Origin of the sequence: Pectobacterium sp. CFBP8739 (assembly GCF_013449375.1) — a bacterium.
In the GTDB taxonomy this organism is placed as follows: domain Bacteria; phylum Pseudomonadota; class Gammaproteobacteria; order Enterobacterales; family Enterobacteriaceae; genus Pectobacterium.
In genome coordinates this window covers 15,249-37,864 of sequence record NZ_JACDRR010000023.1, presented here as the reverse complement: position 1 = coordinate 37,864, position 22,616 = coordinate 15,249, and the positions used below count along the sequence as shown (strand labels likewise).

The window sequence follows — 22,616 nt, the reverse complement described above, 5'->3', positions numbered from 1 at the left end:
CAAAACAGTGTTGCAGCTAAATAACGCGTTTACGGCATTTTCATTATGAATCAATAACAGAGCGTTGCTCCGGTTAATGGATTGTCACTAAGGGATAGTGTTATGAATAAAAAAGTCGTTCTTTGTTCTGTATTCATGTCAGCTGCATTATTGAGCGGATGTGCCACAGAGTCTTCCCGTACCGTAGAAGCACAAAAAGTGACTTCTTACAGTACGCCTTATCAGGGCGTTCGCAGCCCGATTTCCGTCGGAAAATTTGAAAACCGCTCTAACTACATGAACGGTATTTTTTCTGATGGTGTTGACCGCTTAGGTAATCAATCCAAGACCATTCTTGTTAGCCATCTTCAGCAGAGTGGCCGCTTTAACGTGTTGGATCGCACCAATATGGAAGAGCTGAAAGCAGAAGCGGGTATTAAAGGGCAAACGCAGACGCTGAAAGGCGCTACCTATGTTGTTACCGGCGATGTGACCGAGTTTGGTCGCAAAGAAGTAGGTGACCATCAACTGTGGGGCATCCTAGGCCGTGGTAAAACACAGGTTGCTTACGCAAAAACCACGTTGAACATCGTGAACGTGCAAACGTCTGAAGTGGTGTATTCCGTACAGGGCGCGGGTGAGTACACCTTGTCCAACCGTGAAATTATCGGTTTTGGCGGCACGGCTAGCTATGACTCGACGCTGAACGGCAAAGTGCTGGATTTGGCGATTCGTGAGGCCGTTAATAATCTGGTTGCAGGAATTGAAAGCGGTGCCTGGCGCCCAGCGAACTAAGGGAATAGGAATATAACCATGTTATCTCATAAGAAAATTGTCCTGCTACTGGCTGCGACAGTATTAGCTGGCTGTGCGTCTCAGCCAAAAACGATTTATAGCTGGGACAAATATCAGCCGGCACTTTACGATTACTATCAACAAGATAAAGTCGGTCCAGAGCAGCAGATTCTTGCTTTGAATGAATCGATCGAAAAAGCGAAAGCCGCCAATAAACCTGTCCCGCCGGGACTCTATGCTCAACTTGGGTTGCTGTACGCCAACACTGGCCGTGATAGCGAAGCTCGCCAACAGTTTGAAACTGAAAAAGCGAAATTCCCTGAATCAGCACCTTTTATGGACTTCCTGTTGAGTAAAAATAAAGGGAGCATTAAATGAATCGTTTCTTAGGATTATGTGGTCTGGTTTTTGCGCTGGTGCTGACCGGCTGTGCTAAACCCGTGCCTTATGACTACACGGCATTTAAGCAAAGCAAGCCTAAGTCCATTCTGGTATTGCCGCCGGTTAACCATTCGCCGGATGTGAAAGCGAGCTATAGCCTGCTTTCACAAGTTACCTACCCGCTGGCGGAATCAGGTTATTACGTCTTGCCTGTCGCTGTCGTAGACGAAACGTTCAAACAGAATGGTCTATCGACCGCGGCGGATATTCATGCGCTGAGTACGACGAAGCTGCATCAAATCTTTGGTGCTGATGCTGCGCTGTATCTGGACGTAAAAGAGTACGGCACGTCATACATCGTGATTAATAGCGAAACCCGCGTTTCTGCGGATGCGCGTCTGGTGGATCTGCGTACCGGAAAACTGTTGTGGAGCGGAAGCGCAACGGCGTCCAGCAACGAACAGCAATCAAATGCTAATGGCGGCATCATCGGTATTCTGGTGCAGGCTGCGGTGAACCAGATTGCGGACACGATCTCCGACAAAGGCCACGATGTTGCTGGCGTGACCAGCACGCGTCTGCTGGCGGCGGGCCATCCACGCGGGATGCTGTACGGGCCTCGCTCATTGCAATACGGTAAAGAAACCTACTAAGTTTAGTACATCGTTAGCTTGCAGTACGTCGTTATAGTGTCAGACGTCGCTACATCATCAACGCCGTTTTTGATTGAACGGCGTTTTTTATTGTCTGAACCGATGCGTTAGCGGTGCTATAGGTCAGCGGCCTGATGACGATGCTGTTTATTATGGCGAGTTGTCCAGACGAAGGCCGCGGGCAGCATAAACGTTGCAGAATAAGCGAAAGACAGCAAGCTGCCCATCAGCGCCACGCCCGTTGCGCCCCCTAGTTCATAGGACACCTCTTCGGTCGACGCCACCATACCCGCTTTTGATGCTGGCGCAACCTGCATAATGGTGCTCGATGTAGCCGTCATGGTGGAGCCTACGCCTGCGCCAATAACGGTTAGACTGATGATTTGTATAAGGGGGGCGCATTGATTATGGTTAGATGGATGATTATTCGTCTGACTGCTGCGTCGCCATAATCTTATCCAGATTCCCTTCGACCCATATCGCCAGCTCTTTTACCCGCACGCCAACCTCTTTGCCTAATGGGGTGAGGCTATACTCAACATGTGGCGGAACAACCGGATAGGCTGTTCGCAGGACAAAACCATCACTTTCCAACCATTGTAGAGTCTGCGCCAGCATGCGCTCGCTCACACCGCCAATCCGTCGACGCAGTTGACTAAAACGATGTGTATCATCCAGTAATGCGATCAGAATCAGTACGCCCCAACGGCTGGTAACGTGGTTAAGTATCTGGCGAGAGGGACATTTTTCAGCGAAGACATCACCAGTTGGCAGAATGGGCGGCAATAAATCGATAGGCGTTTTAGATTGACTCACTATACTTATCTTTATGTATGTACTTACTTAAAGTTAGTTTTGCCGATATTATGCCAGCTAGTTCTTGTTAACAAAAGACGGTTAACAAAAAAGATGGTTAATAAAGACAGTCAATAAAGGAGCTCGAGATGATTGCTATTACTGGTGCATCCGGCCAACTGGGCCGTTTGGTTATCGCACAACTGTTAGAGAAGGTTCCGGCGAACGACATCGTGGCGCTGGTGCGTGATGTCAATAAAGTTGCCGATTTATCGGCAAAAGGCGTGCAGGTGAGAGCGGCAGATTATAACCAGCCAGAAGCGCTGTCTTCCGCTCTGCAAGGTGTCGATAAGGTACTGCTGATCTCTTCTAGCGAAGTCGGTCAGCGTGCGGCACAACACCGCAATGTTATTGAAGCTGCGGTAAAAGCGGGTGTGAAACTGGTGGCATATACCAGCCTGTTGCATGCTGATAGATCGCCTCTGGCGCTGGCAACGGAACACCGTGAGACTGAAGCGTTTCTGAAAGCCTCTGGTCTACCACATGTTCTGCTGCGCAACGGCTGGTATACCGAAAACTATGCTGCCAGCATCCCTGCGGCGCTAGAACACGGTGTGTTTATCGGTAGCGCGGGCGAAGGCAAAATTACCTCTGCAACCCGTGAAGACTTCGCCGCCGCTGCGGTCGCGGTACTGACGCAGGAAGGGCAGGCAGGCAAGGTTTATGAACTGGCTGGCGACGAGCCTTACACGCTGGCAGAGCTGGCGACGGAAGTCAGCAAACAGTCTGGAAAAAATATCGGTTATCAAAATCTGTCCGAAGCGGAGTTTGCCGCCGCGCTGGTTTCAGCCGGGCTACCTGAGGGTTTCGCGCAGATTATTGCGGATTCGGACACTGGCGCATCCAAAGGTGGGCTGTTCGATGGCGGTAAGCAACTGAGCCGTTTGATTGGCCGCCCAACCACGCCGTTGTCAGCGGTGGTGAAAGCGACGTTGAAATAACCTTTAAAAAGTAACGCTTAAAAATCGGCTCGGGGATAGTTCTGGGCCGATTGCTTTTCGTGCGGTGGATGGAACCGTTAGGATGTCGGTAGACGCTAAAATCAAGATGGCCTCTACATTGGTGCAATAACAGAAGTGGCGCAATAACTGAAAATGGGCGTTCCGTCGCACGGAAACGCCCATTTTATACCGATCAGGAATCGTAATCCCGAAGCCGTGCTTTTACTTTTTCCAGTAATCGTTTATTGCCGGAGCAAAACCATAGGCCTTAAATACGGCACTACCGGTTTTTAGATCTTCATCATTACTTGAGGTGATATAAACTTCCCGGGTTCCCGGTTTGAAGGCCAAATTTGTGGAGCGCAAATAGTGGCCCTGGTCTCGCCCAGCGAGGGTGATTTGGCCGATGGGAACGGCATTTTGGTTGAGAACAATCACCCGCCCTTGTCCATGCAGGGCAATATAAAGATTGCCGTCGCTATCGGCTTTCATTGAGTCTGCAACCAGGCCGTTGAAGCGATAGGCCACGTTTTCACCAAAGGCACGAATATGGGTGGCATCCTGCATCAGTAAGCGATGTAACACGCCCGCAGAAAATTCAACGACCCAAAGGGTTTTACCATCGGGTGACAGTGCGATGCCATTACCGCCACTCAAGTTTTTAAGGATGGGCGTCACGGTTTTAAAGTCAGGGGAAACATAGTAAACGCCTCCGGCCGGATCACCGCTATTACCGCTTGCATCAGTAAAATAAAACCCACCATTTTTATCAAACACCATGTCGTTGGGGCGGAAGCCTTTATCCGTATTAACAAGGGTTTGGATGTCACTGCCATCCGCATTCATTGAAAAAATCATCCCTTTGCTGCCATCAAACGCGACGGCGGCGACCACCAGTTTCCCATCTTGTGTGATGGCGATTGAGCAAGGTGCGTATTCTTTACTGCTGTGGACAATAGAAACGTTATTATGGTTATCCACTTTGACGACTTGCCCATGATAAAGGTCGGTCAGGTAGAGGTTGCCGTGGGTATCAAATGCAGGGCCTTCGATCAAGGTGGTATCTTTCGTAATAACTTGCCACAAGTCTGCCTGAGCCGTCTGAAGTTGGTTGTCAGGAAATGGGATGATATTGGCGTCAGCATGACCCGCTGGGTAATTGAGTTGTTGCTCTGTCGCGCTGGCGAGGGAGGGAATCAAAGACAAGGCGATGAGTCCGGCCAATAGTTTTTTCTTCATGAGATAGCCTATTGAATCGATGTAAACATGATGCAATTGGATCGACCCAAAACACACACCTGCGCCAATTCTGTTATTAGCGACAAATGACAGGCATGATTTTGCCTCTCCAATTCGGTATGTTGTGACTTTAACGCAAAAAAAGTACGCTTTTAATCGTCTAAAGTAGCAGGAGCTTTTGTGTGAGTACCATCGATCCCCTATCTGATGTTTTACATCTACTCGATGCCCGCAGTTATGTCACGATTGGACAGCGCGCAGGGGCAAACTGGTCGATCAGGTATGATGGGTTCGCAGGGATGAAATTTCTGGCCTTGAGAAAAGGGGCGCTGTGGTTTCGTCTGGAAACGGAAAACACGTGGCACAAATTGGCCCCTGGCGATGGTGTCATATTGACCCGATTTGCTCCGTTTCTATTGGCAACAGATCCGACGCTTACATCGGTTCCGCTCCCAGATGTTGATTATGTCATTGTGGATGGCATCGCTGATTTGGGCGGCGATGACAGTATTATTCTGTCCGGCAAAATGGAGGTTGATCAAATTGCATCGGGTTGGTTCTTGGATGTATTACCCGATGTCATCTTTATTGATCATGGTTCTGATTCCTCCTCTGTGCTCAACTGGTTGATGGATAGTCTGCATAAAGAAATCCAACATCAACGCCCAGGAGGCGTGCTGGCGGGTAATCACTTAATGCAACTGATTATGATAGAAGGGATACGGTGCTGGCTCACTTCTGAGGAGGCTGGTTCGAGTGGTTGGATTGCGGCGCTGAAAGATACCCGCATCCTACGTGCTCTTGGCGCGATACATTCAGACCCGAGCCGAAATTGGCAACTGAGTGAGCTTGCGGCTATCGCCGGCATGTCTCGGACGGGATTTGCGCGCTTGTTCATCAAATCAACGGGAACCACAGCGATACATTATCTCACGCAATGGAAAATGCGCATGGCGAGCCGTTCACTTAGGTTAAGCAATGAGCCTATCAAGCACCTTGCTTATAGCCTTGGATATGCTTCTGAAAGTACATTTAGCACCGTTTTTAAACGCCTATATGGCGTGTCGCCAACGGCACATCGATTGTCATACCGCCAGGATCCATCAACGCAATTTGAAGCAGATAGTCTTTCTCGCGGATTGAGAAACATTCACTCGGGATTTTGTTAAGTACCGCGTTGATGGCTCAACGGAGCGCGGACGTTTTAGTGAGGATTTCTAACCCGTCGGTCATTTTACATTTTTATGAAGATGTGGCCGCGCCAATCTACCTAACAAAGGATTCCCGTCTTTGCGGTTAGCGTCACCTTTGCCAAGGGGGCGATCGGAATTCTTCCACCAGAAAGTCGATTAACCGCCTTACTTTGAGGGGAAGTTGCTTCCTTGTTGGGTATATCGCGAATATACCCAGTTCGACTGCGTGAAATTCGGGCAGTAACTCGACTAATTTACCTGAACGTAGCGCTTCATAAATCAGAAAGTCTGGGAGCAGAACAACGCCTTGGTGATCGAGCGCGGCCGCTCGACAGGTGTCTCCATTGTTAGTTTGAATACGTGGTCGTACGTGTACATTAACGTCTCCCGAAGGGCCGTTAAAACTCCAGGTGTTTCCTGAGGACCAATAGCTATAAGCGACGATATCGTGCTTAACGAGGTCTAACGGCGTCTTGGGATAACCACGTTTGGCAATATATTTTGGCGATGCACACAACACCATTCGGGTACGAGCCAAGAGTCTGCTGACCAGACTGGAATCTGGCAGCCGTGCGATACGCACCGAGAGGTCATAGCTTTCTTCCACAATATCGACAATGCGATCTGACAGTACGACATCAAGTGTGATCTGAGGATGTATGGCGGCAAAACGCCCCCACAATGCCGCGAGGTGCAAAGCCCCAAAGGTCTGTGGGGCACCAATTCTCAGTTCCCCTTGAACTTCTATCGTGCTCGCACTGACTTCTGCCTCTGCATCGCGTACCGCCGCTACAATCTCCTTACAGCGTTGATAATATGTTATTCCTTCACTCGTAAGGGACAGTCGTCGAGTCGTACGTTGGATCAGGCGAGAGCCTAAGTGTTCCTCTAGCTCGGCAATGTGGCGCGATACCGCTGGTTTTGAAAGCCCCACTGTTGTCATCGCACCGACGAAGCTGCCTGCTTCCACAACCGCGATGAACGTCCTCATCGACTGCAATACATCCATAGTTTCGATTTCCGGAACAATTTATTTAAAAATACTATCTTTATCTACCAAGTCAACCCCAATACAATAAAGCCCATGCTTGGAAGCGGCTTGATGTGGGAATATAGATAAATGAGAAAAACCTGCACTTTCGCAGAAAGTGGCGTAAATATATGAAGCGGCTGAATTACGGTGTGTTAACAGATATATTCCTGTAATTTATACGGGTAAACATATTTTTAATTGTTCATTTCTCTCAATACTTCTGGAACTAGCCATTTAGAAATGGGTGTGGTCTGGATATCTCAATTCAGTGTCTTTGGTTCACTATCTGAAAACGCAATAAGAATCCAGTGACTTTAAATTTAACAATTTGAGTATAGTAATATGAGTAATGTTTTAATTATTAACGGTGCGAAAAATTTTCTTTTGTCAAAAGGTGAGCTTAATAATAAATTTGCCCATCTTGCTTACGATCATCTGACGTCAAAAGGGCATAACGTGTCCATGACCGTTGTTGACAACGGCTACTCAACTGACGAAGAAGTGCAGAAAATAGCTAACAGTGATGTCATTATTTTCCAAATGCCAGGTTGGTGGATGGGAGAACCATGGACTGTCAAACGCTATCTCGATGAGGTCTTTACCGCGGGTCACGGTGTTTTATATGCGAGTGATGGCCGTTCACGTAGTGATGCGACAAAAAAATATGGTAGCGGGGGGCTTTTGCAAGGCAAAAAGTACATGCTATCTGTTACATGGAATGCACCTCTGGAAGCCTTTGATGATCCTGAGCAGTTTTTCGAAGGCGTTGGCGTTGAAGGCGTTTATTTACATTTCCATAAAGCGAATCAATTTTTGGGCTTGGCGCCATTGCCAACATTTATTGCTAATGATGTAGAGAAAAATCCGAAAATTGACAGCGATGTTGCAAGATATCTTCAACACATGGATGAATATATTAAGTAATCTAAAACGGTTAATAAGGTTAGTTGATCGTTATCCGAATATATTCCCATTCGTGGTGCGTGTTCCATGTGCTTTTAAAGCCTTAAGTGCATGGAACATCATTCATTGATAGTTAATCGGTATTTTCTCTGTATTGTATCGACCTTAAATGATGATGAGAGTATAAAATCATGTCTAAATTTATCGATTCATTAATAGTCAGTAATGGGTTTTGGCTACTTGCCAGAGTGCTCTTGGCTGTCGTTTTTATGTCTTCAGGCTTGGCGAAACTTCTCGATTTTCAAGGCGGAATGGCTGAGATGCAAGACGCGGGATTATCTCCAGCATGGTTATTTAATATTGCAACGATAATCACGCTGATAAGTGGTTCGGTATTGTTAATCATTAACCGGGCTATTTGGCTTGGCGCTGGCATTCTTGCTACTTTTTTGTTGCTCTCGATAGCGATTGTCCATCATTTTTGGTCTCTCCCTGAAGAGAGAGCCATGATATCTTTATATGTTGCACTTGAGCACATGTCCGTCATTGGTGGACTGATGGCGGCAACCATCGCAAGTAAATTACGAAGGTCTTAATACCGCATTTAATAAGGATGCTTGCCTGATTTATTGGGAAAAAAGCCGCGGCGGTAATGGCAGGCATCATACGTCACATCGAACGCCGTAGGCGGGGTTATATTGAAGTCTGAACGGGAAACACAAGCCGCCAACATCAACCGGGAGTGCCAACTGTCTTGGTATTTAGCTGATCGCTATGGCCTCAAAAGATATGAGTAGCGATGCAATCAGCTGAGAAAGATGATATTAGCCATCCCATCTAAGCGTTCTTTGACCTTTTCCCATTGAGGCATGACTTGTGTCATAAGGCGATAGAACCTTTCACTGTGGTTAAACTCCGCTAAGTGGCATAGCTCGTGTAATACCACGTAATCAATACATTCTCTGGGCGCTTTAACCAAATAGGGATTCAACGTAATTCTACCATTTGGAGAACAACTGCCCCATTGGGTTTGCATGGTCTGAATACGCAGCGGAGGCCGTTCTGCTACCCATAAGGCTTGTTCAAGAACGGCATCAAGACGTTTAGCAAAGATTTCTTTAGCCCGCGCTTTGTACCAGTCTGTTAGAAGCTCTTTGACTTTCTCAGCACTTTTAACACGTACGGATACTTCGAGTTTTCCACGTAGTAATTTGACACACTGAACACTATTTGGGGCTTCTATAACCTTAAGTAAATATTGTTTTCCGAGATAATAGTGGCTTTCGCCACTGATGTACTTTCTTGGCAAGGTATACTCCAATTGCTTACGAAAATCCCGCAACTGCTCGTATATCCAACGTCCCCGTTTTTTAACGGCATTAAGCACAGCATCATTATCAGCATCCGTAGGGGCTGATACGACCACACGACAATCAGGATATACCTTAATCAATACTTTATCGCTTGCCTGTTGGCGAACAACTCGCTCAAAAGCGATTTGTTCATCACCGTAGTGAAAGTTCATCATATGACCGTTTTGTTTAATGGGAACATTCATGGTTACTCAATGGCTTTAGAGGCCGCTCAATCCGACGCGCGTAATCTGCACGACCATCTCAACAATTTTCTTGGCTTGATCCATACCTCCACCAATTGCTTTGCACTCTTGGAACATTTTTGGCAGCAACTTCTTACGGATATCGGCTTCAATGTTTTGTGAATTTATGGAGTTCTCTGCAACTGAAATATCAACGGCCTCATCAACTTCAAAGGCTAGTTTGACCCATTTGTCCTGGACTTGTTGATCCTGAACAGCAAAGGCTTCAGGTAATACCTTCTTGAGCACGCCAAAATAAGCCTGTGCATGATGATTTCCAGAAAAAACATCAGGAATTTCATTCAGGCGTCGGTCATGAACTTGTTCTTCAAATTCACGAAATAGCATGTATTGTTTCAAAGGGTGGTCAAACAACTTCTCAGCGTCTTCGATAGCTTGACGCAACAGTTTTGAGAAGGCCTCCTGAGCGTAAGGATCATCGTGTAAATCTTGTTCAATCATTCGCGTAACGCGAGTTTTGATAATGTCAGTTTCGTTACGAGTTTTATCTTCGCTCCAGTCTTCAGGTTGCTGCTTCTGTCCCATTTTCCCAACTTCGTACACACCGTCAGGTTCTTTGACTTCGACACCGACAACATGCTTATCCAGTAGTTTTTTCACTTGTTCGGCATATTCGTCGTAATCAATTTTTTCACCGGCATCTTGTTGTACTAAGTGACGCAGACTAGAAAATTGCTTCACTGTTTCCTTATAGTGACGGCGGTCATCATCGCTAAAGCTTTTATCTTCAAAGAAGGTTGCTGACTGCAAGGCGACTTTTAAACAGCTAGCGAAAGCGGTTAAGGCTTCATAGAAGTCTTCGCGAACCTTGAGGTTTACATCAACTAACTCGCCATTTTGATCTTCTATTTTGGGAACTAATACCTGGCGTAATTGTTCAATATCATTCTTATTTTTTACGCCATCAAAAATGGCCCACAGCTGTTTGTATAGCTGAGGTAATCGCTTGTATTCAGTGCTCATTTGATTATAGAGACCAGCTATATCATTGATGTCATAGCCACCCTGAGTGCGAGCTGCGAGATCCTGATATTTAGCAATTGTGGTATCTAACTCTGCAAGAATGCCCCGATAATCAATCAGCAAGCCAAATTTCTTCTTCGGATGTAGTCTATTAACCCGAGCGATGGCCTGAATCAAATTGTGTTCTCTTAATAACTTATCGATGTATAACACCGCATTTTGGGGTTCATCAAAACCTGTCAGCAGTTTATCGACCACAATCAGCATTTTTAGCGGGTCGTTTTCGTCAGCAAATCGCTCGATGATTTGTCTGGTATAGGCCTGCTCGTCTTGGTTACCGACATTCTCTTTCCACCACAATGTGACTTCTGGTGTGGCTTTATCATCAACAGAGGTATTTCCTTCTCGGCTGTCAGGTGGACTCATTACTACCGCTGACTCGAATAAACCGGCTTCATCAAGGTATTTTTTATACTTGATGGCGGAGGATTTGCTGTCGCAGGCTAATTGTCCTTTTAAACCATCATCAATGTTTTTAATGAAGTGATTGGCTATATCCAGAGCAATTAAACGAATGCGATCATTTGCGCCGTATACTTGACCTTTTTTGGCAAATTTACGTTTGAGATCGGCTTTTTGCTCCTCTGAAAGCTCCTCTGTGATACGTTCGAACCAACTGTCGATAGCTCGCTCATTGACGTCCAGATCAGGAATACGTTCTTCATAAAGTAATGGCGTGACCGTTTTGTCTTCTACAGCGCGTTGCATTGTGTAGGCATGTACTATCGGACCAAACTTATTGGTTGTTTTATCGTCTTTTAATAACGGGGTGCCAGTAAAGGCTACGAATGCAGCGTTGGGTAGTGCCTGCTTCATGCGAACATGGTTTTCACCGCCTTGACTACGGTGACCTTCATCAATCAACACAATGATGTCCGAGCTGGTATTGGTGCACTCTGGCAGTTTAGTAGCGGTATTAAATTTCTGAATCAAGGAGAAGATGATACGCTCTGTTCCTTCACCAATCTGTTGCGCTAAGCGTTTGCCCGATGTGGCCAATGCGGCAGCTTTATCTTTTTTACCCGCTAGTTCTCCTCCTGAGGCAAAAGTTTTACTGAGCTGAGTTTCTAGGTCTACACGGTCGGTTACCACCACTATTCGGCACTGCTTCAGACTATCGTGTAGAATGAGTGCCTTACTTAAAAACACCATAGTGAACGACTTTCCTGAGCCGGTGGTATGCCAGATAACGCCACCTTCACGGCCACCATGGATGTTGTGAGTATTTATTCTCTCAATGAGTCTTTTAATACCAAACACTTGTTGATAACGGGCAACAATTTTGCCGATTTTCTTATCAAACAGCGTAAAGTAACGCGTCATTTCCAATAAGCGCGATGGAGTGAGTAAGCTGATAAGTAATTTATCCTGGCCGGTTACTGCTAAGTTGCCTGCTGCCACAAGGCTTCGATACCAATCCAAATCCTTATCCGAACGATGGCTAAACAAGCTCGTAACTTGCGCTTCAGATAGTTTTTTATTCTTAATGGTATACATTTCAGCGTCTGAAATGTCTTCTTCTCGCCAGACCGCCCAAAATTTAGCGGGGGTGCCGCAGGTGCCATAGCGACCTTCATTGCCATTGATAGCTAGCAGTATCTGGCTATAGGCGAACAATAAGGGGATTTCATCATGGCGCTGGTTACGCAGGCTTTGCGAAATACCTTCGTCAATGGTTGGGCCTTTTTTCGCATTACCATCAGGGCGCTTAGCCTCTATCACAACCAGAGGAATACCGTTTACAAAGCAGACAATATCCGGTCTGCGCTTGTCTTGAAATGAAGAGCCGACTCCTCCAGAGCGGGTAACAGTAAATTCTTCGGTAAATATAAAGCTATTATTGCTAGGGGTCTGCCAATCAATCAGTGCAATGGTTATGTTGGCCTTTTTGCCTTCAACAAACTCTGTGACAGAAATGCCGTACAACAGATGGTTGTACAGGCGTTCGTTGCCGGTTAATAACCCCTCATTTAACCTAGGGCTGCACACTTCAGCAATTAAGTTGTCGATAGACTTCTCTGACAATGGGTAGCTTTTTCCCGCAAAGATAAAAGTACGTTTTTGCAGTTCACTACGAAGCACCTGCCGAAGCACGACCTCATCAGTTTTTCCACCACGAGCAACTAATGTCTGTTCAGGCGCAAGAAAAGACCACCCTAAGTTGGTTAGTAATGTCAGGGCCGGTAGCTTAGCACTGTACTCTTCTTGAAATTTGGGCGTGTGCAGGGTCATTTTGCTTGCTTCCTTTTCTGGCTTAGACGCTCCTCCAACCGTTCCAGCTCTTTAAGTTCTTTTTCATCTTCCGCCAGAGCTTCCAGTTTGTTGCGCTGCAAGTTGAAAGTCTCATAATGTTTGTGAGCGATTTGCTCCATCTGTTTTCGGCTGATGCGCCCAGCGCTGTTGAGCAGGGGTTGCTCATTAAAGTCCATAAACTTATCGACGTACTCACGCCAATCTTGCAAGCGAAGGTGAGCTTTGTTTTTTGCCCTAAACTCGGCGAACTCGAAGAACATGCTGACCAAGCGATTCAGGTTTTCCAATTCGTCTGCTTGTAGGTAATTTTTAGCAATTACGACATCGGCTTTACGAACCTTATTACCCGCAAAGCTGGTTAGGTTCATATTGGGCTTGGATGAGTCTGCACGTTCAACAACCAGTTCAGCGGCAGTATGGTTTGTGACAGCGAAGAAGAGTTTGTTCTGAACCTCGGCAAACAATAATCCTGTTTCTTTTTCGTTTGCTCGGTAGTCTTCAGACAGCGCCAGCAAATCACGGATTTTTTGATAGAAACGCTTCTCCGATGAACGTATGTCGCGAATGCGTTCAAGCAGCTCATCGAAGTAGTCCCATCGAGGATCTTTAAGACGTTCGTCATCCATGGCGAAGCCTTTTACTAGGTATTCCGCAAGGGTACGGGTGGCCCATTGCCGAAACTGGGTGCCACGGGTAGAACGTACTCGGTAGCCGACTGCGATGATCATAGGTAGTGCATAAAGCTGAGTTAGGTATTCTTTACCATCAGCGGCAGTTGTAAACTTTGAGTTGACAACTGCCCCTTCAGCCAGCTCCCCGTCTGACAAAACGCTTTTAACATGCTTACTGATATTCTGTTTGCTGGTTTGGTACAACTCCGCTATTTCTAACTGAGTAAGCCATACCTGACCACCTAATTCGCGTAGCACTAACTGCGATTGGCCATCATCAGTTGTATAGAGGATGAGATCGTTATCCATATCAACGTATCCCCCTATCAATATCAATGCCATGGGCTTTAAGCCACTGAAGCCCTTTTGCGGTTGTGCGGTAAGCTTGGTTGGGATGATTGACTACTTCTGGATGGAGATAATCGATCAAACCTTCTTGCTCTCTGAGCACATTCAAATGATTGTGCTTCAAGGGGGTTTCTTTACGTGTTAATTGCGTGGCCAGTTGTTCGGCTTTATAGGGACGTAAAGCACATAGCCAAACAATGATTGGCCAAAGTTTGTCCTTACGGGCTTTTGATGTGAGTTGTTCAATCCTTTGAGTGAGTTCATCCGGAACAGGAAAGTCACTCGTATTTGACGTCTCATTCGCTGCTTCATGCGTTGAAAACAGTGGTAACTGATCATCATTTTGCAATGGTAACGTTAACTGGTAATACGTTGCCGGACCTGCGCCACCTTGCTCCAGCAAATGGTACTGATGGTGCAATTTTCGCAGTAGTTGGCTTGCCGATAATGTATCTAACCCTGAAATAGCTCGAAGACCTGCATTATCAACCGCCCCCGTTTCTTTGGCGAGCAGTAGGGCTTTGGCTTCATTATCGGTTAAATGTAACTCTGCAAATTGTTGTAACCAGTTCAACTGTTCTTCACCTAACAACTGATGAAGCAAATAGGTTGCAACAAACTCATTTTCAATCACTTTACTGATAAATACCGGCGCGGTTAAACCAGCTTGCTCAAGCAACCGTCGCATGGTTTTAATACCGGATCCTTTGGTTTCGGCAAAGCTTAAATCGTAAAGAACGGCGGCAATGACGGGATTGCGCAGTTTTGACCCCATATCACCCAGAGCGATCTCTGGCTTTAGAGAATAGCCCGCATTACGAATTTCAATACGGTTACTGTAGCGTACAACCAGAATCGGTTGATTGACCTGATAATCTCTATGCATTACTGCGTTGACGACCGCCTCACGGATCACCTTATGGGGTAATAATGGCTCATCACTACGCTGTGTACTGCCGTCTTTCAGTCGAAAATGGCGAGGCAGATCATCGCTAATGGTGGCTTCAAGCTTTGGAATGAGTCTTAGTAGTGGTTCGCGTATATCGAGCGTAATAGCAAAACGCTGCTCTGGGTCTTCTACCCATTGAGTGCCATTAATTCGTACATAATCAACGCGTACAGCTGGTAACAGACGGCGTAGTGCCAATGGTTTACCCATCAACAGTAACCCTGCAATATTAGGTACCCATTTGTCGCCTTGTTTCTTGACCAGATTCAGGGCATAAAGCATTTCATTATCAGATGCTTGTAACTCTTCAGCAAAAGGGCGTACTTTGGCGCGCAATGTGCGGTATAAAGCGATGGCAGAAGGATCTAAATCATCCCATTCTGCATCGGCAAGTTGTACCTGCTCATAACTCATGCCGCTTTTGGCTAATAACAGCGGTTCCAGCTCTTGCTGGCTACATTCGTAATCCCCATTCAACCCGCGTCGCCACACCCCTGTTTTACGCTTATTTTTGCTATCGAATTTCCCCTTAAAGGTACAAGGCTTAGCCGCTGGCTCCAGCTCTGGCACAAATAGGCGAATCACTTTTTTGCCTTCCAACTGGGTAACGTCACCTTGCACCGGAATGGGGGCTTCGAACTGCTCACGGCAGTTACTCTGGATGGTATTTAATAATGCATCTGCATCGGTTACCCCACAAACGCTGAAGGTTTCATCAGGGGTATTCGGTTCATCAATACCTAACAGCAAATAGCCACCACCAAGCCCGGGTTCATTGGCAAAGGCACAAATGGTTTGCATCACCGACTGACCAATGTCACTGGCCCGCTTGGCTTCTATGCGGGGTTGTTCATCCAGTTGACGCAGTTGCTCCAGTAATTCCGCGGGGGTAAATTCATCCATATCAGGCGGCCTCCTCAATTTTTACCCGTCGTTTACCTGTCAACAACTGCTGCATCAGCGCTTTCTTTTCTTGCTTTAAGGCATTCAGCTTTTGTTGTAGGGCAGTGATTTCCTGATCGGCAGTGGACAACACTGCGGCGATTTTTTGTTGTTCCTCTCGTGAAATAGGATGTTCAACCGATAGTGATTCCAAATCTTTCTTTTGGATATTAGGAAGACCAGATCCAACGCGAAGTCTCATGATCTTGGATTGATTGAACTTCAACAGTTGGTATGTGAAGTTCAAGTCAATTTTCAGGTTCTTAATTGCGTAGCAATGACCACCACACCAAAATCTGGTTGATTGGAATCCTACAAAACCACAAGAATTTCCACCTTCGCTGATTGTGATGGTGTTAGCTTCCGTATTGTATTCGTTCGTATATCCAGAAGGCTCAATGCCGCCATTTATCACCGCGTATTCACCAGATTTTGAGAGAGTGTCTTTATTAAGTTGATTCCCCTTTGATATTTGGAGGAGCTTTTTGAGATGATTGCTTTCCCACCCTCCACTAAACCTAACCCCATTCTTATCCAGCAGGCGCTTTTTGCCGGTGAGCAGTTGTTGCATCAGAGCTTTTTTCTGCTGCTGGCCGTTGGTGAGTAGTTGTTCTGTGGTGGTGATGGCCTTATCCCAGGTGGAGATAATTTGGGCTATTTTCTTTTGTTCTAAAAAAGACGGAAGTAAAAGAGGTGTATTTTCAACAGCAGATTTGTTGATTTTTACCATTGTGCTACTACTACCAGCAGCACAACTCTTGAAATACTGCCTAATTTCTCGAGACGATAGTTTGAACTCCACGAAATTGGGGTCTGCTTTTTCAGGATCAACACGAAATTTCATCATGAGATCAGGATACGAGCAGTTTTCAATCTCGCCTTTAAACCTAATCGAGCGCCCAACTTTATCAGGTGTATTTGAGCGACTAATAAGAAAGTCACCGTTGGTAAGCAAAGCTTGTTTTACTTTGGCATCAAGCTCGACGGGTTTAATCTCCGTAGGGTTTATACCATTGTCGGTTAGTGCGCCTAGGCCCATTACCCAATAGCCAGTTGTATTTGCTGCTGGCAGTGGTGAATACCCGTTCTTAATCGTACCGCTGATAATATTTTTGAGGTATGTTTTACTCCAACCTTCAGGCACCATAACCCAACTCCTCAAGATATTTCGCCATCTCGGTTTCCAGCTCAGTCAGTTGAGCTTTGAGCTGTTCGCGTTCTGCTCGCACGGCCAGCAGGTCGATCTCTTCCTCTTCCTCAAAGGTATCGACATAACGCGGAATATTGAGGTTATAGTCGTTATCTTGGATCTCTTTCAGGCTGGCAAGATAGGCGTATTTATCGACGTTTTCTCCCGCTTTGTAGGTTGCGACGATCTTGGCAATATTATCTTCGCTAAGCTGGTTCTGATTTTTACCGGATTTAAATTCGCGTGAGGCATCGATAAACAGCACGTTGTCATCGATCTTCTCTTTTTTGAAAATCAGAATCGCGGCTGGAATACCGGTCCCGTAAAACAGCTTCTCTGGCAGACCAATTACAGCATCCAGTAGATTTTCATCGATCAGTTTCTGGCGGATTTTGCCTTCTGTAGAGCCACGGAACAGCACGCCGTGGGGAACAACGACTCCCATACGACCCGTCTTCGGTTTAAGTGTCTCAATCATATGCAGAATGAAGGCATAGTCGCCTTTGGTTTTTGGCGGTATGCCTCGTCGGAAACGGCTGAACTTGTCTTTTTCCGCGTCTTCATGGCCCCATTTATCCAAAGAAAACGGCGGATTAGCGGTCACGATATCAAACAACATCAAGTCGCCGTTTTTATCCAGTAACTTAGGATTGCGAATGGTGTCGCCCCATTCGATTTTGTGGTTGTCTTCGCCGTGTAGAAACATATTCATCTTGGCCAGTGACCAAGTAGAACCAATAGCCTCCTGTCCATAGAGGGCATAATTCTTACTATCAAAGTTGCTGCGGACTTTACTGCCACACTTCATCAACAGTGATGCAGAACCACATGCTGGATCGCAGATGCTGTCGCCTGGTTGTGGCTCAAGTAGTTCAGCAATCAAGTCACTGACTTCTGGCGGCGTATAAAACTCGCCAGCTTTTTGGCCGCCACTGGCGGCAAAGTTTTTGATTAAGTACTCGTAGGCGTTACCAATCACATCCAGTGTACCGACGCGACTAGGTTTGAGGTTGAGATCTGGCTTGGCAAAGTCTTCCAGCAGATAACGCAAGATGCTGTTTTTCTGTTTCTCTTCACCTAAGCGGTCGGTATTGAAAGAGATATCTTGGAACACGCTTTTCCCAGCATCTTTGAGTTTGGTGCCATTGGCTTCTTCAATGGCGTGCAATGCTTGGTCGATGCGCTCACCATTGCCCGGTTCATGACGACGTTCATACAAGGCATAAAAGTTTGCTCTGAATACTTCCTTCAAATTACCTTTATTGTCTCTAATTTCTACATCTGGGATGACAAAACGCTCATTCTTCATCATTTCTTCGATGAGCTCTGGTTCATCACCGTACTGTGCTTTGTAACCATCGTAATGATCCTGCCATACGTCAGAAATGTACTTAAGGAACAACATGGTGAGGATGAAGTCTTTATAGGTGTCTGCGCTGATAGTTCCGCGGAAAGTGTCGCAAGCCGCCCACAATGCTTTGTTAATACTGTCTTGGTTGATTTTTGCGTTCATTTTACGACTGGTTTCCTAACTGAATCTGTTTACATATGCATTAGGTTTGATCTTACCCGCACAACAATCTGCCATGCGGGGTCAGTGGAAGTGAGTGGACGCTTACAAACTCAACATTATTTGCCGATACAGAAACTCGAAAAAATGCGGCCTAGCAGGTCGTCAGAGGTGAATTCACCGGTGATTTCACTCAGGGACTGCTGCGCCAGCCGCAGTTCTTCTGCCAGCAGTTCGCCTGCGTAGGCGCTCACCAGTTGCTCTTTCCCTTGAATCAGGTGCTGTGCTGCTAGTTCCAATGCTTGCAGGTGGCGACGTCGCGCCAGGAAACCGCCTTCGGTGTTGCTGGTGAACCCCATGCTCTGTTTAAGGTGGTTGCGCAGCGTGTCCACGCCTTCACCTGTGCGGGCAGAAAGACGAATAAGTGAGTGGGTGTTCACATCTTCTATGCCGAGCGTCTCGCCTGTGATGTCTGCTTTATTGCGCACTACGGTAATCGGTAGTGTTTTTGGCAGGCGTGCCATAAATTCGGGCCAGATTTGCTCTGGTTGCGTCGCTTGCGTCGTGGTGCCGTCCACCATGAATAGCACGCGATCGGCTTGTTCGATTTCCTGCCAGGCGCGCTCAATACCAATACGTTCGACTTCATCGCTGGCATCGCGTAGTCCGGCGGTGTCGATGATGTGTAGCGGCATACCGTCGATGTGGATGTGTTCACGTAGTACGTCGCGCGTGGTTCCGGCAATATCCGTAACAATCGCTGCATCACGACCGGCTAACGCATTGAGTAGGCTGGATTTACCGGCATTAGGACGACCTGCAATTACGACCTTCATTCCTTCACGCAACAGGCTACCTTGATGGGCTTCGGCTCTGACGGCATCCAGATCGGCCATCACACCATTTAACTGCGCTTCAATTTTGCCATCGGAGAGAAAGTCGATCTCTTCATCTGGGAAGTCGATGGCCGCTTCGACGTAGATTCGCAGGTGAGTGAGTGCTTCCACTAACTGATTTATACGAGTGGAGAATACGCCTTGCAGAGAGTTCAGCGCTGAGCGAGCGGCTTGCTCCGAACTGGCGTCAATCAGATCGGCGATGGCTTCCGCTTGCGCGAGATCGAGTTTGTCGTTCAGGAAGGCACGTTCAGAGAATTCGCCAGGGCGTGCAATGCGCACGTTGGGCAGTGTCAGAATACGTTGCAGGAGCAAATCAAGAATAACCGGACCGCCGTGACCCTGAAGTTCCAGTACGTCTTCACCAGTAAAGGAATTCGGACCGGGAAACCAGAGGGCGATACCCTGATCGAGTGTGGTCCCGTTGGCATCACGGAACGGCAGATAATCGGCGTGACGCGGCTTAGGGAGCTTACCCAGAACGGCATACGCCACGTCTGTGGCCGCCTGTCCTGAAATGCGTAAAATACCCACGCCTCCGCGTCCCGGTGGCGTGGCTTGGGCGACGATGGTGTCGGTATTACTCATGATGTTCTCTCTGCATTGATGCCTGTCTGGCAGGCTATTTTACGTGTCGTTGGCTGATAAAACAGCCATTAAAAAAATAAGGCGGTCAATGACCGCCTTACGCTTTCTATCGGTTAGCTATCAACCGGATTACTTTTTCTCGCGGCTATGCAAACCACGTTTTTCCAGACCGCGGTAGATCAACTGCTGCTGGAGAATGGTAACCAGGTTACTCACGATGTAGTACATAACCAGACCTGACGGGAACCACAGGAAGAAGACGGTAAAGATGACCGGCATGTAGGTCATGATCTTCTGCTGCATTGGGTCGGTCACGGTGGTGGGTGACATCTTCTGGATGAAGAACATCGTCACGCCCATCAGGATCGGCAGAATGTAGTACGGGTCTTGTGCGGACAGGTCATGAATCCACAGGGCGAACGGCGCGTGACGCAGTTCAACGGAGCCCATCAGCATGTAATACAGTGCCAGGAAGATTGGCATCTGAATCAGCAGTGGGAAACAACCGCCCAGCGGGTTCACTTTCTCTGACTTGTACAGCGCCATCATTTCCTGACTCATGCGCTGTTTGTCATCACCAATACGCTCACGCATCGCCTGCAATTTAGGTTGCAGCAAGCGCATTTTCGCCATCGAGGTGTATTGCGCTTTCGTCAGCGGATACATCACGCCACGAACGATAAAGGTAATGGCAATGATGGAGAAGCCCCAGTTGCCGATAAAGCCGTGCAGGAATTTCAGCAGCTTAAACAGCGGCTGAGAAATAAACCACAGCCAGCCGTAATCTACGGTCAGATCCAGATGCGGTGCGACAGCAGCCATCTTGTCCTGAATTTCTGGGCCGACCCACAGCGTCGCGTTCAGGTTCTGTTGGCTACCTGCGGCAACCACAACCGGCGCGGCTTTGAAGCCAATCGCAGCCTGGCCGTTACCCAGTTTACTGGTATAGAACGTATTCGCGCCTGCCGTCGTTGGAATCCACGCAGTGGCGAAATACTGTTGCAGCATTGCCACCCAACCACTGTTGGTCGTGACGTTCAGGTTTTCGTCCATGTCGCTGAAGCTGTACTTTTTGTACTTGTCTTCGCTGGAAGAAAACGCCGCGCCACGGTAGGTGTGCAGTGCAAAGTTGCTGCTGCCGGTGTCACGGTGCTTAGGCAGATCGATAGACTGCTTTAACTGACCGAACAGCGTAAGTTCCAGAGGTTGAGCGCTGGTGTTGTTGACACTATAGTCAACGTTCAGTGCATAGCCGCCACGTTTCAGAACAAACGTTTTGGTGTAAACCACTCCGTCAGCCGCGGTGTAGGTCAGCGGAATACGCAGTTCGTTCTGGCCATCAGCCAGTTCGAAGCTATCTTGCGTGGTGGTAAACAGCGGACGTGGGCCGTTAGCTGGGTTATCTGGGCCGTTTTTGCCCGTTAAACCGCTCTGAGCTTGATAGACAAACTCTGAGGTGGTTTCCAGCAGATGGAAAGGTTTATCTGAACCCAATGTATCTGGGTAAGCCAGCAGGTGGGCTTGCTCGACATCGCCGCCACGTGTATTGATTGTCAGCGACAGTACGTCGGTTTTCACCGTGATCAGTTTGCCTTGACCGCTGGCTGGTACGCCCTGGTTGTTAGCATCACCGGTCACTGCGTTCGTCGCCTGCTGTATGGTCTGCGTGGTGGTTGGCGGATTTTTATCCGTTTCCCAAGCCTGCCAAAGCATAAAGGTTACGAATAGCAGAGCGATGAGAAGAAGATTGCGTTGCGAATCCATCGTTAATGTTCTCTGTTATTGTCGGTTTTTGGCGGTACGGGATCATCACCACCAGGGTTCAAAGGATGGCATTTTAATACGCGTTTAAGCGTCAACCAACAGCCTTTTATCATGCCGAACCTGCGTATTGCTTCAATCCCGTATTGCGAGCACGTTGGCCGGAACCGGCAATGTGGTCCGAGTAACGGGCTGATAACGAGTTGATAACCGCGTATCAACCCGATCAGGAGTCGGGAGCCAAACGACGGTGCCGACGCCATAGTTTTTCCAATGCTTCCGTCAGAGTGCGGTTATCCAGCTCAGACACCCCTTTTTTCACGAGCACGACAAAATCCATTGCAGGCAATGAATGTTGATGCAGGCGAAAGCTTTCGCGCGTCAGGCGTTTAATCCGATTGCGTTCATGAGCACGTTTGACATGCTTTTTGGCGACGGTAAGACCGATGCGGGGATGCCCCAGCGAGTTCAGGCGGCCGAGTATGGTAATTTGCGGCGTGCCAGCCCGTTGCGGTTGCTGGAAGACGAAAGTGAAATGACTGGGAGTTAACAAACGTAACTCCCTGGGAAATGCGAGCTTAACCACTCGGTGGGTTAGCTTTTATTACTTAGAAACAGACAGACGAGCACGGCCTTTCGCACGACGGCGGGCCAGAACTTGACGACCATTCTTGGTTGCCATACGAGCACGGAAACCATGGCTACGGTTACGCTTCAGTACGGACGGTTGGAAAGTGCGTTTCATGGCGATTTCTACCTAAACTTGGAAAATTATAACTTCACAGTAAACGCGTTTGGCTGTTCGGCGTGAAAATGACCGACGCCTCAATCGCATATCACAGTCTATATAACGGAAAGAGGCAGGATTGTAATAATTGTACAGTCCTGAGTCAATT

Annotated in this window: 22 protein-coding genes; 7 read left to right on the top strand and 15 right to left on the bottom strand. The window is 47.4% G+C overall.

Translation table 11 applies throughout. The features are described 5' to 3' along the window. Positions 1 to 102 precede the first annotated feature (102 nt). The 3 genes from H0247_RS16460 to H0247_RS16450 are packed head-to-tail and all read left to right on the top strand — an operon-like array spanning position 103 to position 1,808. Complete coding sequence (locus tag H0247_RS16460; RefSeq protein ID WP_014917138.1) at positions 103 to 774, top strand: CsgG/HfaB family protein; 672 nt, start codon at positions 103 to 105, stop codon at positions 772 to 774. A gap of 18 nt (positions 775 to 792) precedes the next feature. After that, positions 793 to 1,152 (top strand): DUF4810 domain-containing protein, encoded by a 360-nt coding sequence (locus H0247_RS16455; protein ID WP_010281265.1) that lies wholly within the window; start codon positions 793 to 795, stop codon positions 1,150 to 1,152. After that, positions 1,149 to 1,808 (top strand): DUF799 domain-containing protein, encoded by a 660-nt coding sequence (locus H0247_RS16450; protein ID WP_180743509.1) that lies wholly within the window; start codon positions 1,149 to 1,151, stop codon positions 1,806 to 1,808. Before H0247_RS16455 ends, H0247_RS16450 begins: the two co-directional genes overlap by 4 nt. A gap of 116 nt (positions 1,809 to 1,924) precedes the next feature. Here the strand turns inward: H0247_RS16450 and H0247_RS16445 are convergent, their stop codons facing one another. Both H0247_RS16445 and H0247_RS16440 read right to left on the bottom strand, forming a co-directional pair. Continuing rightward, on the bottom strand, positions 1,925 to 2,149 hold the full coding sequence (locus H0247_RS16445; protein WP_255434001.1) for a hypothetical protein: 225 nt from the start codon (positions 2,147 to 2,149) through the stop codon (positions 1,925 to 1,927). Between the two features lie 82 nt (positions 2,150 to 2,231). Then, positions 2,232 to 2,624, bottom strand: a complete 393-nt coding sequence (locus H0247_RS16440; RefSeq protein ID WP_180743508.1) for a helix-turn-helix domain-containing protein — start codon at positions 2,622 to 2,624, stop codon at positions 2,232 to 2,234. A gap of 128 nt (positions 2,625 to 2,752) precedes the next feature. Between H0247_RS16440 and H0247_RS16435 the strand changes: the two genes are divergently transcribed. Then, positions 2,753 to 3,604, top strand: coding sequence for an SDR family oxidoreductase (locus tag H0247_RS16435; RefSeq protein WP_180743507.1), 852 nt, complete (start codon positions 2,753 to 2,755; stop codon positions 3,602 to 3,604). A 222-nt stretch (positions 3,605 to 3,826) separates the two neighbouring features. On the opposite strand, the gene H0247_RS16430 is transcribed toward H0247_RS16435, so the two are convergent. After that, entirely contained in the window at positions 3,827 to 4,843 is a 1,017-nt protein-coding gene (locus H0247_RS16430; RefSeq protein WP_180743506.1) for an SMP-30/gluconolactonase/LRE family protein, read from the bottom strand. A 182-nt stretch (positions 4,844 to 5,025) separates the two neighbouring features. Between H0247_RS16430 and H0247_RS20055 the strand changes: the two genes are divergently transcribed. Next, positions 5,026 to 6,012, top strand: coding sequence for an AraC family transcriptional regulator (locus H0247_RS20055; RefSeq protein ID WP_219606793.1), 987 nt, complete (start codon positions 5,026 to 5,028; stop codon positions 6,010 to 6,012). Between the two features lie 133 nt (positions 6,013 to 6,145). Here H0247_RS20055 and H0247_RS16420 read toward each other — a convergent pair whose 3' ends face one another. Next, positions 6,146 to 7,045 carry a LysR family transcriptional regulator gene (locus tag H0247_RS16420; RefSeq protein ID WP_180743505.1) on the bottom strand — a complete coding sequence of 300 codons (900 nt, stop codon included), beginning with the start codon at positions 7,043 to 7,045 and terminating at the stop codon, positions 6,146 to 6,148. A 366-nt stretch (positions 7,046 to 7,411) separates the two neighbouring features. Between H0247_RS16420 and H0247_RS16415 the strand changes: the two genes are divergently transcribed. Beyond that, complete coding sequence (locus H0247_RS16415) at positions 7,412 to 7,993, top strand: NAD(P)H-dependent oxidoreductase (protein ID WP_180743504.1); 582 nt, start codon at positions 7,412 to 7,414, stop codon at positions 7,991 to 7,993. A 170-nt stretch (positions 7,994 to 8,163) separates the two neighbouring features. Next, entirely contained in the window at positions 8,164 to 8,568 is a 405-nt protein-coding gene (locus H0247_RS16410; protein ID WP_180743503.1) for a DoxX family protein, read from the top strand. 209 nt (positions 8,569 to 8,777) lie between these two features. Here H0247_RS16410 and H0247_RS16405 read toward each other — a convergent pair whose 3' ends face one another. The 11 genes from H0247_RS16405 to rpmH all read right to left on the bottom strand — a co-directional run bounded on the left by H0247_RS16405 (position 8,778) and on the right by rpmH (position 22,465). Further along, positions 8,778 to 9,497 (bottom strand): M48 family metallopeptidase, encoded by a 720-nt coding sequence (locus H0247_RS16405; protein WP_180743555.1) that lies wholly within the window; start codon positions 9,495 to 9,497, stop codon positions 8,778 to 8,780. A gap of 48 nt (positions 9,498 to 9,545) precedes the next feature. After that, positions 9,546 to 12,845 (bottom strand): type I restriction endonuclease subunit R, encoded by a 3,300-nt coding sequence (locus H0247_RS16400; RefSeq protein WP_180743502.1) that lies wholly within the window; start codon positions 12,843 to 12,845, stop codon positions 9,546 to 9,548. Next, complete coding sequence (locus H0247_RS16395; protein ID WP_180743501.1) at positions 12,842 to 13,846, bottom strand: virulence RhuM family protein; 1,005 nt, start codon at positions 13,844 to 13,846, stop codon at positions 12,842 to 12,844. The genes H0247_RS16400 and H0247_RS16395 overlap by 4 nt, the downstream gene beginning before the upstream one ends. 1 nt (position 13,847) lies before the next feature. Then, positions 13,848 to 15,737 carry an ATP-binding protein gene (locus H0247_RS16390; protein ID WP_180743500.1) on the bottom strand — a complete coding sequence of 630 codons (1,890 nt, stop codon included), beginning with the start codon at positions 15,735 to 15,737 and terminating at the stop codon, positions 13,848 to 13,850. Position 15,738: 1 nt separating this feature from the next. Further along, entirely contained in the window at positions 15,739 to 16,923 is a 1,185-nt protein-coding gene (locus H0247_RS16385; protein ID WP_180743499.1) for a restriction endonuclease subunit S, read from the bottom strand. After that, positions 16,913 to 18,478 (bottom strand): type I restriction-modification system subunit M, encoded by a 1,566-nt coding sequence (locus H0247_RS16380; RefSeq protein ID WP_180743498.1) that lies wholly within the window; start codon positions 18,476 to 18,478, stop codon positions 16,913 to 16,915. The genes H0247_RS16385 and H0247_RS16380 overlap by 11 nt, the downstream gene beginning before the upstream one ends. A gap of 116 nt (positions 18,479 to 18,594) precedes the next feature. Continuing rightward, a complete protein-coding gene (mnmE, locus tag H0247_RS16375; RefSeq protein WP_180743497.1) occupies positions 18,595 to 19,959 on the bottom strand; it encodes a tRNA uridine-5-carboxymethylaminomethyl(34) synthesis GTPase MnmE in 1,365 nt (454 codons plus the stop codon). Between the two features lie 129 nt (positions 19,960 to 20,088). Further along, the gene (gene yidC / locus H0247_RS16370) at positions 20,089 to 21,723 is read right to left on the bottom strand and encodes a membrane protein insertase YidC (RefSeq protein WP_180743496.1); all 1,635 of its coding nucleotides are present in this window, start codon (positions 21,721 to 21,723) and stop codon (positions 20,089 to 20,091) included. A gap of 2 nt (positions 21,724 to 21,725) precedes the next feature. Further along, positions 21,726 to 21,983 carry a membrane protein insertion efficiency factor YidD gene (gene yidD, locus H0247_RS16365; protein ID WP_071821043.1) on the bottom strand — a complete coding sequence of 86 codons (258 nt, stop codon included), beginning with the start codon at positions 21,981 to 21,983 and terminating at the stop codon, positions 21,726 to 21,728. Beyond that, positions 21,947 to 22,306 carry a ribonuclease P protein component gene (gene rnpA / locus H0247_RS16360; protein WP_071821045.1) on the bottom strand — a complete coding sequence of 120 codons (360 nt, stop codon included), beginning with the start codon at positions 22,304 to 22,306 and terminating at the stop codon, positions 21,947 to 21,949. The genes yidD and rnpA overlap by 37 nt, the downstream gene beginning before the upstream one ends. Before the next feature lie 18 nt (positions 22,307 to 22,324). Then, positions 22,325 to 22,465 (bottom strand): 50S ribosomal protein L34, encoded by a 141-nt coding sequence (gene rpmH, locus H0247_RS16355; protein WP_015842368.1) that lies wholly within the window; start codon positions 22,463 to 22,465, stop codon positions 22,325 to 22,327. Positions 22,466 to 22,616: the final 151 nt, after the last annotated feature.

Excerpts from the sequence above, each read along its gene's own strand:
- H0247_RS16390 (WP_180743500.1), bottom strand. The coding sequence starts at position 15,737 with ATGGATGAATTTACCCCCGCGGAATTACTGGAGCAACTGCGTCAACTG.
- H0247_RS16405 (WP_180743555.1), bottom strand. The coding sequence starts at position 9,497 with ATGAACTTTCACTACGGTGATGAACAAATCGCTTTTGAGCGAGTTGTT.
- H0247_RS16450 (WP_180743509.1), top strand. The coding sequence starts at position 1,149 with ATGAATCGTTTCTTAGGATTATGTGGTCTGGTTTTTGCGCTGGTGCTG.
- H0247_RS16435 (WP_180743507.1), top strand. The coding sequence starts at position 2,753 with ATGATTGCTATTACTGGTGCATCCGGCCAACTGGGCCGTTTGGTTATC.
- H0247_RS16415 (WP_180743504.1), top strand. The coding sequence starts at position 7,412 with ATGAGTAATGTTTTAATTATTAACGGTGCGAAAAATTTTCTTTTGTCA.
- H0247_RS16410 (WP_180743503.1), top strand. The coding sequence starts at position 8,164 with ATGTCTAAATTTATCGATTCATTAATAGTCAGTAATGGGTTTTGGCTA.
- H0247_RS16455 (WP_010281265.1), top strand. The coding sequence starts at position 793 with ATGTTATCTCATAAGAAAATTGTCCTGCTACTGGCTGCGACAGTATTA.
- H0247_RS16380 (WP_180743498.1), bottom strand. The coding sequence starts at position 18,478 with ATGAACGCAAAAATCAACCAAGACAGTATTAACAAAGCATTGTGGGCG.
- H0247_RS16395 (WP_180743501.1), bottom strand. The coding sequence starts at position 13,846 with ATGGATAACGATCTCATCCTCTATACAACTGATGATGGCCAATCGCAG.
- H0247_RS16430 (WP_180743506.1), bottom strand. The coding sequence starts at position 4,843 with ATGAAGAAAAAACTATTGGCCGGACTCATCGCCTTGTCTTTGATTCCC.
- yidD (WP_071821043.1), bottom strand. The coding sequence starts at position 21,983 with ATGGCGTCGGCACCGTCGTTTGGCTCCCGACTCCTGATCGGGTTGATA.
- mnmE (WP_180743497.1), bottom strand. The coding sequence starts at position 19,959 with ATGAGTAATACCGACACCATCGTCGCCCAAGCCACGCCACCGGGACGC.
- H0247_RS16460 (WP_014917138.1), top strand. The coding sequence starts at position 103 with ATGAATAAAAAAGTCGTTCTTTGTTCTGTATTCATGTCAGCTGCATTA.
- H0247_RS16420 (WP_180743505.1), bottom strand. The coding sequence starts at position 7,045 with ATGGATGTATTGCAGTCGATGAGGACGTTCATCGCGGTTGTGGAAGCA.
- yidC (WP_180743496.1), bottom strand. The coding sequence starts at position 21,723 with ATGGATTCGCAACGCAATCTTCTTCTCATCGCTCTGCTATTCGTAACC.
- H0247_RS16445 (WP_255434001.1), bottom strand. The coding sequence starts at position 2,149 with ATGACGGCTACATCGAGCACCATTATGCAGGTTGCGCCAGCATCAAAA.
- H0247_RS16400 (WP_180743502.1), bottom strand. The coding sequence starts at position 12,845 with ATGACCCTGCACACGCCCAAATTTCAAGAAGAGTACAGTGCTAAGCTA.
- rpmH (WP_015842368.1), bottom strand. The coding sequence starts at position 22,465 with ATGAAACGCACTTTCCAACCGTCCGTACTGAAGCGTAACCGTAGCCAT.
- H0247_RS16385 (WP_180743499.1), bottom strand. The coding sequence starts at position 16,923 with ATGGTGCCTGAAGGTTGGAGTAAAACATACCTCAAAAATATTATCAGC.